At 36.1% G+C, this 11,439-nt stretch carries 11 protein-coding genes; 4 read left to right on the plus strand and 7 right to left on the minus strand.

The genetic code is table 11. The features are described from left to right. The first annotated feature begins 93 nt into the window (after nt 1-93). Complete coding sequence (locus F981_RS07005; protein WP_004719974.1) at nt 94-852, plus strand: phosphodiester glycosidase family protein; 759 nt, start codon at nt 94-96, stop codon at nt 850-852. A 95-nt stretch (nt 853-947) separates the two neighbouring features. On the opposite strand, the gene F981_RS07010 is transcribed toward F981_RS07005, so the two are convergent. Continuing rightward, on the minus strand, nt 948-1,193 hold the full coding sequence (locus F981_RS07010; RefSeq protein ID WP_004719975.1) for a hypothetical protein: 246 nt from the start codon (nt 1,191-1,193) through the stop codon (nt 948-950). 193 nt (nt 1,194-1,386) lie between these two features. After that, nucleotides 1,387-2,628, minus strand: a complete 1,242-nt coding sequence (locus F981_RS07015; RefSeq protein ID WP_004719976.1) for an outer membrane protein transport protein — start codon at nt 2,626-2,628, stop codon at nt 1,387-1,389. A gap of 517 nt (nt 2,629-3,145) precedes the next feature. Between F981_RS07015 and F981_RS07020 the strand changes: the two genes are divergently transcribed. Together F981_RS07020 and F981_RS07025 are read left to right on the plus strand one after the other, a co-directional pair. After that, nucleotides 3,146-3,775 (plus strand): TetR/AcrR family transcriptional regulator, encoded by a 630-nt coding sequence (locus tag F981_RS07020; protein ID WP_035372456.1) that lies wholly within the window; start codon nt 3,146-3,148, stop codon nt 3,773-3,775. 32 nt (nt 3,776-3,807) lie between these two features. Continuing rightward, the gene (locus F981_RS07025) at nt 3,808-4,488 is read left to right on the plus strand and encodes a class I SAM-dependent methyltransferase (protein WP_004719978.1); all 681 of its coding nucleotides are present in this window, start codon (nt 3,808-3,810) and stop codon (nt 4,486-4,488) included. A gap of 154 nt (nt 4,489-4,642) precedes the next feature. Here the strand turns inward: F981_RS07025 and plsB are convergent, their stop codons facing one another. Further along, nucleotides 4,643-6,844: a glycerol-3-phosphate 1-O-acyltransferase PlsB gene (gene plsB, locus F981_RS07030; RefSeq protein WP_004719979.1), complete on the minus strand. Its 2,202-nt coding sequence runs from the start codon at nt 6,842-6,844 to the stop codon at nt 4,643-4,645. Nucleotides 6,845-7,076: 232 nt separating this feature from the next. Between plsB and cysK the strand changes: the two genes are divergently transcribed. Next, the gene (gene cysK / locus F981_RS07035; protein ID WP_004719980.1) at nt 7,077-8,075 is read left to right on the plus strand and encodes a cysteine synthase A; all 999 of its coding nucleotides are present in this window, start codon (nt 7,077-7,079) and stop codon (nt 8,073-8,075) included. A 122-nt stretch (nt 8,076-8,197) separates the two neighbouring features. On the opposite strand, the gene F981_RS07040 is transcribed toward cysK, so the two are convergent. The 4 genes from F981_RS07040 to F981_RS07055 form a co-directional block, all read right to left on the minus strand. After that, nucleotides 8,198-8,734 carry a lytic transglycosylase domain-containing protein gene (locus F981_RS07040; protein ID WP_016539727.1) on the minus strand — a complete coding sequence of 179 codons (537 nt, stop codon included), beginning with the start codon at nt 8,732-8,734 and terminating at the stop codon, nt 8,198-8,200. A 131-nt stretch (nt 8,735-8,865) separates the two neighbouring features. Further along, on the minus strand, nt 8,866-9,447 hold the full coding sequence (locus tag F981_RS07045; RefSeq protein WP_004719982.1) for a hypothetical protein: 582 nt from the start codon (nt 9,445-9,447) through the stop codon (nt 8,866-8,868). A 28-nt stretch (nt 9,448-9,475) separates the two neighbouring features. Then, nucleotides 9,476-10,420: a phosphatidate cytidylyltransferase gene (locus F981_RS07050; protein WP_004719987.1), complete on the minus strand. Its 945-nt coding sequence runs from the start codon at nt 10,418-10,420 to the stop codon at nt 9,476-9,478. Next, entirely contained in the window at nt 10,417-11,157 is a 741-nt protein-coding gene (locus tag F981_RS07055; RefSeq protein WP_004719989.1) for a lysophospholipid acyltransferase family protein, read from the minus strand. The genes F981_RS07050 and F981_RS07055 overlap by 4 nt, the downstream gene beginning before the upstream one ends. Between the last annotated feature and the right edge of the window lie 282 nt (nt 11,158-11,439).

Below are 11,439 nucleotides of genomic sequence, written 5' to 3' on the forward strand. Positions count from 1 at the left end.
ATAATTAAGTAAAAAAATGCATTAAAAGTGCTAATTAGCCTTCATTATTCAATAGATCACACGATAAAATATAACACTTTGCATGGGGATGTTATGAATTTGAAAACTGGGGTATATGCGCTGATAAGCATGATGGGATTGAGTGCACTTTCCTTTCAAGTCAATGCCAATACTGACTATATCAAAATAATCAAAGACAAGAAGGTGATCGCAGATGCTGTTCGTATCGATGATCTAGATCAGCTACAACTATTTTTAAAAAACCAACAAGGGCAAATCTATAAAAAGTTCGCAGCTGTGCAAAAAGAGCGTAAAAAATGCCAGATCAGTTTTGCCATGAATGCAGGAATGTATCACCCTAATTTTGCACCAGTAGGCTTGTACATTGAACAAGGTAAACAACAAATAGAATTAAACCAACAAAAAAACAAATTTGGTAATTTTTTTATGCAACCCAATGGTGTGGTTGCTTGGAACAATAAGCAAGCTGTGATTAAAACCACAGAGCAATATCTTAAATCTAATTTTAAAGCTCGCTATGCTACACAATCTGGTCCAATGTTATTGATCAATGGTGAGATCAATCCAATTTTCGTTAAAAACTCAGATTCTTTAAAAGTTCGCAATGGGGTGGGAATTAAAAATAATCAACTGTATTTCGTGATAAGTCGTGGAAAAATTAATTTTTATAATTTTGCTGATATTTTTAAGTCGCAGCTTAAAACAGATCAAGCTTTATATTTAGATGGTTCAATTTCAAGTGCATTCATTCCACAAGTGAAAAGGAATGATCAGACTTATGATTTAGGCCCGATGTTTATTTATAGTGAAGCAAAAAAATGTGACGATTAAAATGTAAAAATTAAAGTTTTGCTTATGATTTATAGGTTAAATCAAAATGGATGCCTGCAAATAGAAGCATCCATTTTTTGTAGATCAAGGATAAATTACTTAACCATACCAATGATTGAAGACTGCGCTTTACAGGCTTGAATAGCATCTTCTTTAGATAACTTTTTAATTTCTTCTTCAAAGGCTTTCTTCTGTTCTTTTAGTGAATCTTCAGGAATGCCACTTTGTTTTGCCAAGTCTTCCATATGCTTCCAAGATTCTTCACATTCCTTTGGCATACCACCACATGCGGTTAAGATAGTACCTAAAGCGAGAATTGGAATTAAACGTAATAATTTCATATTCTGATCCTTTAATTTAAGTTGGTTTTTTACTGAGGTTTATTCATATTGATCATTAAAATTTATAGCGTATACAAATGACGAAAAAATGAATTTGTCTTTGAATAAAAAGAAAAAGACTTCATTCTCAAGTATATACACTAGAATGAAGTCTACGCTAAAAAATAATTTTAACAAGATCATGCATTGAGCACTAGAAACGGTAACCTATTTTTAAACCATAGCCTATGGCATTGTTGTCTCGATAATCGCCTTGTTGGGCAATTTCTGAAGCACCGGGTACAGGAATGTAATAGGTACCATCTTGTGCCGTGGCATCCCCAATCCAAATATATTTGATGCCTCCTGCAATAAAGTAATTGTCAGCAGGATTGTATTGAACACCCAACCCTAAGCCCCAACCGCCTTTGGTAGGATTCAATACAGAAGCAGGATTTCCAGTACCTGAATCCCATGAAACATCAGCCGACGCAGCCCATTTTTGTGTAAATTGATGTCCTAAACCAACAGTGATGCTGTATTGGTCTTTTTGATAGTCATCAAGATTAAATCCACCAGCATATAGGCCTTGGCTTAACTCAGCCGTTGCCAGTTCGGTGAGTGCACCAAACTGTGTTGGACGGATTCTAAAATCTTTCCAATTTACCCAACGCGCATTTAAATATGCCAGCGTATCTTTATAAACACCTGTTTGAAAATCTAAATTTACCGATTGTGGCGTGTTGATTTCTGTGTCTTTATCAGTGGTGAATGCTAAAGGTTGTCCAAAAATGGTTTCTTGAGCATCTATTTTGTGCTTGATTTTAGAACGATAAGTCACGGCTGCCTTTAAAGCAATTTCAGGAATCTGAAAAGCAGCACCAGCAAGCCATCCAACAGCACTATCTTGTTTAAAGTTGGCATCATAGCCATTAAACACACTCATCGAATTACCACGCAAAGACACTTTACCTTTGACTGTCTGGTATACGCCACCGCCGTAGAGGTTAAAATGAGCATCTGGCTGAAAACCAAATAGCATCGCAATATTTTGAGTATCAACATCCGCAAGGGTGCCTTTCATACTGATTTCAGTATCAGAGAAGGTATTATTGCTACGTAAAGGATATTCGATTGCAGCACCATAAGGTTGATCATAGATGAGCCCAAAGGAAACTTTTGGCGCAATTTGCAGTTTTAATGCTGCATTATAGTATTGATATGATTGTGCCATATCACCTGTACTCAAATCATTGCTGCCTGCATTGACTAAATCAGGTCGATTTCGAACTTTACCTGATACTTTCGGGTCAACTGTGGCAATACTGGCTTCGAAATAATTCTTGTCTTCAAGAAACGCCAGTATCGATTGACCAGATTGATCCATCGCAGCTGCATGAGTATAAGCAGTGGGTAAAATGCTGAGGATACTGAGAATGAGTGATTGAGTTTTCATGCTTTTCTTTCCTTGAATGTTTTTTTTATTTCGCATATAAAATTCAGACAAAACTATAGTGAACAATAGAAGTTAAGCTATTAGTTTATTTAAGTTTTATCTGAAAGCTTTATGATTTTAGTGAATCATTTTTACTGGATTTAATAAAGGGGTGTAATGACCAATTTAAGGGGGGATTATCGGACAATTCATATGTGCATTGTCTTAAGAAGTTGCCTTAGATCATTGAAGAATATTGAAGGATAAATTGCTGATTTAAAAAAGATTATTTTCCAAAAAGAATTAATTTAAAATGACTGCTTTGATTGATCAGGAATTGATAGATCAGCAATGGTACAAAATAGCCTCAACAAGATCTGTAAGCTCATCAATGATTTATTAAATATTGAATGAAGCGATCAGGGTAGATAGCTTATTGCTGCAAAATTTATTAGTATTTAATCTGAATTACCTTGTGGTATCAGCAAGGACAAACTATTCATTGCCAGTTTATTTGGAAAGGAATTTACGTATCGCTATGAACTATAAAAGATCCTCTGTCATGGAAGAGAAAATGCAACAGAACCGCGAGATGATTTTATTGTCTGCACGAGAGCTGGTTGCACAAGGAGGATTTAAAGAGGCACAAATTCAAGCGATTGCGGATCGGGCAGGTGTATCAAGTGGTCTGGTCTACCGTTATTTTGAAAATAAAAATCAAGTACTGATTGAAGTTTTAAATGCGGCGATTCATATCGAAGTCAATATTCTCAATGATATTGCACATACCCAACTCAGCGCACTAGAAAAACTAGATCGCGCCGTTACAACCTTTGTAAAAAGGGCAATGAACAGCCCTCGACTGTCTTATTCTTTATTGTTTGAACCTGTCGATCCTCAATTTGAGTTAGAACGCTTTCAAAGTAAGCAATTGATTAAAGAAAGTATTATTAAAATTTTGACCGAAGGACGTCATTCAGGCGAGTTTATTTTTGAGGATCTAAACACCACGGCATTGTGCATCGTGGGTGCAATGACTTTTGTTGTGATTGAACCTTTAAGTATCGCCAAGACCAAGCGTTTTGATAAAAGCTATAAAGAGTATTTTGTAAAACAAATCGCTGATTTTTGTTTGCAGGCAGTGAAAGTCAAACATCCTCAGGAATAATAATATTAATCATCATTGCAAGGCTTAAAGAAATGGCAAAGGACTTTAATAATCCAGTTGTAGTTGAAGGATATGATGCACATATTCGTAAATTAATTCCTGGTTATGAACTGATACATTTACAAGTCCATGCTGTATTAAAGAGCTATGTATCGACTCAAGCGAAGATTTTAGTCGTGGGATGTGGTACAGGTTATGAACTGCAATATTTGGCTGAGCAATTTCCTCATTGGAATTTTACAGCAATAGATCCTGCAGCAAATATGATTGATAAAGCCAAACAACATATAGTAGATTTAGGGCTTTGTTCTCGAATTCAGTTTATACAAGGTGATACATCTGTTCTTAAACGAGTCGATGTGAGTTTTGATGTGGCTTTGGCTATCTTGGTTTCACATTTTGTTCCAGTTGATGCAAAAGCACAATTCTTAAAAGATATTGCAAATCACCTAAGCAGTACTGGTCTATGTTTAAGTTATGAGTTGATGGAAATTTCGTATACCAAACAATTACAAGCTTTAAAAAATCTGAGTTTAGCAACCGGATTAACAGAAAAACAGGCGCAACTTATGACCGATCGTATTGAACAAGATTTTGCTTTAATTTCTGTTGATGAAATGAGTGCTTTGTATTTACAAGCAGGTTTTAAGCGTGTGGAAAACTTTGCTCAAGTATTGAATTATCATGGTTTTATTGCATTTAAAACGGACTAAGAAAAACCTCTAAGTAATAACTAAAAATCATTTTTTGCTTTAAAGTAAATCAATCAGTCATATTTCTATGAGCTATATACGCTTATAAAAAAGTTCCTTATCCAAATGGTTGAAGGAACTTTTTTATTGCAGATCAAAACCAAAACATAAAGGATTATTTCTCTTTGCTTTCTTTTTCAGGTTCTTTCACCACATTGACATCATATAGATGAGCAAGGGCGGAAAGTAAACGAATTTTAGGATCTGCATTTGAAATCTTAATGCTTTGATCTGCTTCAAGTGTGATTAATTTCTCCGCAACAAAATAATCGACAATTTGTGTGATTTCACTCTCAATCTCAGACTCATCCCATTTTAAAAAGAAGGCTTTTTGTATAAGTGGGTATTGTTCGATGACTTGGGTATATAAATCAGATTTTGAAATCTCAAATTGCTGCTGCTCTGTTTCAACACGCAATACTTTGGCAATGAGTGCTGGCAGGATAAACGTGTGCAGAATGTTATTACTGAAATACTTAAGCAAGCCCACCTGTATATCACTGACTTTCACCCAGCGTTCATTATTATGCTCAATCAATTCAACTTGTTTTAGCTTCATGGCATATTGAATGATTTCTGTGTTGGAAAGCTCGGTGATTTGCATACGATCATCATAACGATGCTGTTTGAGTAGATTGCGGAATTGTTCTAAACGTACCAATACTTCACGCTCTGCCAAAGCATGCGTTGGTGCATTTAACAAGACCAGAGAAATCAAACTAATAGGATTAATCACCACGGCTTTATTGATATTTTCCAAAATATCAAATGCAACATCATTGACCGTGGCTTTAACAGACTCAGGTATCTCTTCATGCAAAGCAACACGTTGTGGAGCATTGTTCTTTTTTAAGATATCTTCAAGGAAAACCGGTTCACCTAAATTGACATGGACAACACCAAAGACTTTTTCAATTTTTTGAATAGATTTAAGTAGTCCAAATAGTGATTCAGCTTGTTTTTTCTGCCCACCCAGCTCTTTTATGTATGAACTGCCTTCGATCAGTTTTTCATATCCAAAGTAAGTCGGAATAAAGGCAATCGGTTTACTATTCCCACGCAAATAACTTTGGATGGTCATTGCGAGCATCCCTTTTTTAGGCGGCAATAAAAGTCCAGTACGAGAACGACCACCTTCAATAAAGTATTCCATCGGTGTATTTCGATTGAGCATACTGTAGATATATTCTTTAAAGACAGCGGTATAAAGCGCATTACCATTAAAGCTACGTCGAATAAAGTATGCACCTGCACCACGCATCAGTTGCCCAACCACTGGCATATTTAAATTAATACCTGCTGCAATATGGGGAACCATCAAGCCACGGTTATAAATCACATAAGACAATAACAAATAGTCAATGTGGCTGCGATGACAAGGGGTATAGACAATTTCATAATCTTTGGCAAGTTCACGAACCGTATCGAAATTATGTACTTCGATACCATCATAGAGCTGGGTCCATAATTTAGTTAAAGCAATTTCAGCAAAGCGTAAGGTCGAATAAGAAAAATCAGAGACGATTTCATCAAGGTATTTATGCGCGAGTGCTTCGGCTTCATTGATGCTGATTTTTTTATGAATGCTTTCATTGAGAATGGCTTCTTTGACTGCATCACTCAGCATGAGTTTGTTAATCACATTGCGACGATCTGAAATATCAGGACCAAGAATTGCTTCTTTATAGCCATTAAATTGTTTATTGAGCTCAGTCACCACATAATGCGCTGGTGAAAAATTGGGTGTGAGTTCAATGGCTGAGTCAATTAACTGGCGTAAAGAAACTGCTTGATGGAATTCAATATAATTATTACGGCCATACAGGGTAATGTTGAGTGCTTGTTTAATGCCCGTTGGCTTTGCCCAAGCATCAGTCATCAATGCTTTATACCAGCTATCTTCATTCTCTGGTGCACGTCCCCATAAAATCGTTGTTGGTACTAAAAGCACATCTTGCTCAGGATGTTTCAATAAATATTCGATTAAGCGAATAATTTTATCTGGGTAGTATGCAGAAGCATTGCTTTTGGTTGGTTCTAAAGTGATAAAATGATCATCTTCCTGATAATCTGACCCTAGGTTAAGTGGCGCAAAAGCAGGGCTGAGTTTTCTTTTTTCTGTTTCATTGTCAATCAAGACTTTATTTGAAGTTGAGTCATCTTGAATGACATAGCAAATCGGAAAATTAGCTGTGTTTGGATCATTAACTGTATTTTCAAGAGTTTTTGTATCGCCTAAAACTTGTGGGCTGACGATTTTATCTAAGATTTTTTTTGTAAATTGACGATAAAATTTTTGATAAGCATTGCTTGCCATAATATTCTCTAAATATGAGTCATATCGTTATTATGCTTGAAATAATATACAAATATATAGTTTGATTTGACGACAAATCGGTCAAACACTTTGCCTAAAAACTAAACTCATGATTTTTATCAATAAACTATTTCGATATTGGTATAATTAAATTCAGTTACTCAATATCAAAGTTTCATAGAAAAGCATTATGATAGATTGATATAAATTCATTTAAATTCAAGGAAAGGTCATGTCTACAGATCCAAATTTTCCAGCAACTGAAAACTTAGGTATTGCTGTTTATTCTAATAATGCTGAGGCAATTGGGAATACACCACTTATTCGTATCAATCGTCTTATTACAGGTGGCGCAACGGTCTTAGCAAAAATTGAAAGTCGTAATCCTGCTTTTTCTGTTAAAGATCGAATTGGCGCCGCACTTATTGCAGATGCAGAGGCGAAGGGGCTTTTGAAAAAAGGCATGCATATTGTAGAACCAACCAGCGGGAATACTGGTATTGCATTGGCATTTGTAGCAGCGGCAAAAGGTTATGCCATCACTTTAACCATGCCAGCAAGTATGAGTATAGAGCGCCGTAAAGTATTAAAAGCGTTGGGTGCAAATTTAATTTTAACTGAGCCCGCAAAAGGTATGAAAGGCGCAGTTGATGAGGCAGTACGTTTAGCAACTGAACAACCTGAAACATATTATTTACCGCAACAATTTGAAAACCCAGCCAATCCTAAAATACATGAGACAACAACTGGTCCGGAAATTTGGGCAGCCACTGGTGGTAAAGTCGATATCCTTGTTGCTGGTGTCGGAACTGGCGGTACCATTTCAGGTATTTCAAGTTATTTTGAAAAGGTCAAGCAGCAAGCGATTTACTCCGTTGCTGTAGAACCCGCAGATTCACCAATTATTGGACAAACCAAACGTGGTGAAATTTTAACGCCTGGGCCACATAAGATCCAAGGGATTGGTGCAAACTTTATTCCGAAGAACTTGGATTTAGACTTAGTTGATGAAGTTATTGCTATCGATAATCAAGAAGCGATTGATTTTGCTCGTCAAAGTGCCACTCAAGAAGGTATTTTTGTCGGTATTTCTAGTGGTGCGGCTTTAGCTGCTGCTGCACAATTAGCTGCTCGTCCTGAAAATGCTGGTAAAACCATTGTGGTGATTCTTCCAGATGCGGGTGAACGTTATTTGTCTTCCGTTTTGTTTGAAGATATTTCAGCAGATTAAGTTTAAATTAAATCGTCTATATCTATGCTGTGTATTATTGTCATAGACTAAAAAATAAACCCGCTCAAGTATCTGCAAGAGTGGGTTTATTTTATTGATATTCAGTTTCTATTCTTAAACTTCTATAAAGAAGACTTTAACTGTTTTTCATGTTGTTTGACTTGTTTCGCGTATCGTTTACCTTGACGTTTCATTTTACGATTTGTTTGGTAATTTGTGGGTCCAACATTGTAGTAGGCTAAGGCTTTTTTCCAGCTTCCTGCACTTTGATTGTATTTAGCCAAGATCATGGTGCCACAGCGTACATTGGTATATTCATCAAACAAATCACCAGGGCAGGCTTGTTGCCAATAACGCGGCATGATTTGGGTAAGCCCAACAGCACCAGATGGAGAGGTGACATAACTCCGATAACTCGATTCTTGACGGATGGTTGCTGCAATCAGTAAAGGATCTACATCATATTGATCTGCGCTTTGTACAATCATTGGGGATACACGATTGGCAACATCGGGAGAGACAGAATAGGCTTTTTGGATTCCAGTCGAAAGTTTAGCAGCACGTTTTTGCACAGAGCCGCCACCCAAAGACGAACATGCTGTGATCGCAAGTGTTAAACCCACTGTAGAAATTATTTTTAACTGATACTGAAAATTCAAAATAAAACCAATGTTATGTATCCAAGATTGCCCTGATGTTAAGTAGCTGATTTAAACCTGTCAATCTATGAAAATTGGTAGATTTATTCGTGATTTGTATCTTAAGCTGTTGGTTGCTTGCTATTTAGGCGTTATTTCGTCATTTTTGCTTGTTTTTTCTGTAACATTATTGCCAACATTAAATGCAATGGATTCTGAGCAGTATATTGGACTTCAAATTGTTGATTTCTATTGTGCTGGTACAGAGCATAAATTACTGGAATATTAAATTTATTTCCGTCAATCACATTTGAGTCTTTATTTAAAAGTTCTTTGGTCATATCTGCAAGTACATTGGTGCTAATCTCTTGTTGAATTACACCTTGGCAAATATATTGTGCACCTTCAAAGTGATCAGTAATCAAATCGATTAGATTTTGTGAATCCTGATTGTCTTTATCAGCCTGTAATTTTTCCAGATTTAATCGCTTTATTTTAGTTAAAGTGATTCCTTCTATAGAAGGTATGGTTTTTGTTGTTGTGTTTGCATTTGGATTAAATTGTTGAGTAAGTTGATTTAATTTTGATCCAAAACTGATATTTACCTGACTTGAGTAGAGTTTTTTTACACGATCAGTCACTTGTTGATTATTACATTCAGACTGATTAAATAAACTGCACCCTTGCAGACCAAAACCTACACAGAGCATTGTAAATATTATTTTGTAATTCATCTATATCTCTCACAATCATGTTTATTCACTAACTCCACCAATATCTTAAAATATGAAAGAAGATGGGTGCAGAAAAGCAGATAGAATCAATCCGATCTAACATCCCACCATGACCATGAATCAACTGTCCCCAATCTTTGACACCGCGGTCACGTTTGATGGCTGACATCACCAAACCACCGAAAAAGCCAAAGATACACACAACCAGTCCTATCAATGCAGCTTGTAGGTAGCTAAATGGAGTGAGCCATGCCATAGCAACACCTAAAGCTGTGGCTAAAACAATACCACCCACTAAGCCTTCAACTGTTTTTGATGGTGACAAGACAGGTGCAACCTTGTGCTTTCCAAAAAGCTTACCACAGACATATTGCAAAACATCGGATGCTTGAACGACCATAATCAGCCAGATTGCTAACCAAATCGGTTCACCTTTAAAACCATTTAGTTTTAAATTGAGTAATGCAGGAACATGGGAAATACAGAAAACACAGACCATGAGTCCCCATTGAATTTTAGAACTACGTTCAAGGAAGTGTTTGGTATCTTCTTGTTTTAGACTGGCTATTGGAATCAGTAAAAATACATAAAGTGGAATAAAAATTGAATATAAGCCGTACCAGTCGATATAGATCAAATAATATTGATAGGGAATAACAAAATAAAAGGCGATAAGTAAAGGGAAATAATCACCACGCCGTGTCGGCAATAGACTGGTAAATTCTCGTAGAGCAAACAGGGAAATAATCCCAAATAAGATAATAAATGCAGTTTGACCCAATAGGATGGCTGCACCAATGACGATCAACATCACCCACCAAGCATTGATCCGTGCGTTTAAATTATCAATCACTGATGAGGGTTTTTGCCCAGCTTTTTGCTTGAGAATAAAGCCCACGCTAGATGCAAAAACTAAAATTCCCGCAAAAATACCAAATAAAAGATAGGTTTTATTCAGATTATCTAAAATCATTGATTCTCAACCTCTTTTAATTGTAATAGCTGCTTCTGTGCATAATCTATAAATGTGGCTTTATCCATTTCTAAATGTTGTTCTAAAGGAAAGCCAAAGCATACGGTAGACAGTAACGGCAAAGGAACAAAAGAACCTTTTGGCATGACACGTCTTAGATTTGAAATCCAAACAGGGACAATCTCAATCTCAGGAAATTGTTTATGTAAGTTATAGAGGCCACTTTTAAAAGGCAATAGCTCAAGATCATCATCAAGATTTCGAGTACCTTCAGGAAAGAAAATAATGGAATAACCCTGAGCAAGAGCGTCTTTAACAGGTTGTAAAGGGTCTGCATTATCTTCGCGATTACGTTGAATCGTAACACCATTAAAGGTGTCTTTAATTAAAAATTGTCTAAAGCCATCTTTCAGCCAATAATCTGAAGCAGCAACAGGTTTAGTTTTACGACGCATCAGTTTTGGAAGTGAAGACCATAATAAGATAAAGTCGATATGACTATTGTGATTGGCGTAGTAAATACGTTGTTTCATCTCAGGCTGACAACCAACCCATAAGCTACGAGCACCAGTTAAGAGTCGTGCGCCACGGCGTGTCAAAAATGCAATAAAGCGAGCAATAGAGTGTGATGCTAAATTTCCATTAGATGAATCTAAGTGTTGAGTCTTTTGCTCTAAAGACTGTTTATTGTATGACTCTTTATCTTGTTCGGAACGTTGTTCAGGTAGTTGATTCATTCTCTAAGCCGATTGATATTGAAGCATTTTATTGTGGGGCAAGCTATATAATAGGATGATTAAAGTACAAAATTCTACTTTTTAAGTGACTAAAATAAAAATATAACCAACCTTAGTTTTGAATAAAAAGTAAAAAGCTTGGTTTCCATTTATAAATTTATCATTTCTGTTTTTTGAATCATAGAAGAATTTTATAGCATTTCAAGATATTCACTGCTGAGAAACTGAGAATTTTCTTGATTTAAGACGATTCAAACCATCATACGATAACAATTGAATATA

It is taken from the genome of Acinetobacter guillouiae CIP 63.46 (assembly GCF_000368145.1).
GTDB lineage: Bacteria > Pseudomonadota > Gammaproteobacteria > Pseudomonadales > Moraxellaceae > Acinetobacter > Acinetobacter guillouiae.

What these genes read in the sequence shown, in the direction of transcription:
- F981_RS07005 (WP_004719974.1), top strand. Translation starts at nt 94, where the DNA reads ATGAATTTGAAAACTGGGGTATATGCGCTGATAAGCATGATGGGATTG.
- F981_RS07010 (WP_004719975.1), bottom strand. Translation starts at nt 1,193, where the DNA reads ATGAAATTATTACGTTTAATTCCAATTCTCGCTTTAGGTACTATCTTA.
- F981_RS07015 (WP_004719976.1), bottom strand. Translation starts at nt 2,628, where the DNA reads ATGAAAACTCAATCACTCATTCTCAGTATCCTCAGCATTTTACCCACT.
- F981_RS07020 (WP_035372456.1), top strand. Translation starts at nt 3,146, where the DNA reads ATGAACTATAAAAGATCCTCTGTCATGGAAGAGAAAATGCAACAGAAC.
- F981_RS07025 (WP_004719978.1), top strand. Translation starts at nt 3,808, where the DNA reads ATGGCAAAGGACTTTAATAATCCAGTTGTAGTTGAAGGATATGATGCA.
- plsB (WP_004719979.1), bottom strand. Translation starts at nt 6,844, where the DNA reads ATGGCAAGCAATGCTTATCAAAAATTTTATCGTCAATTTACAAAAAAA.
- cysK (WP_004719980.1), top strand. Translation starts at nt 7,077, where the DNA reads ATGTCTACAGATCCAAATTTTCCAGCAACTGAAAACTTAGGTATTGCT.
- F981_RS07045 (WP_004719982.1), bottom strand. Translation starts at nt 9,447, where the DNA reads ATGAATTACAAAATAATATTTACAATGCTCTGTGTAGGTTTTGGTCTG.
- F981_RS07050 (WP_004719987.1), bottom strand. Translation starts at nt 10,420, where the DNA reads ATGATTTTAGATAATCTGAATAAAACCTATCTTTTATTTGGTATTTTT.
- F981_RS07055 (WP_004719989.1), bottom strand. Translation starts at nt 11,157, where the DNA reads ATGAATCAACTACCTGAACAACGTTCCGAACAAGATAAAGAGTCATAC.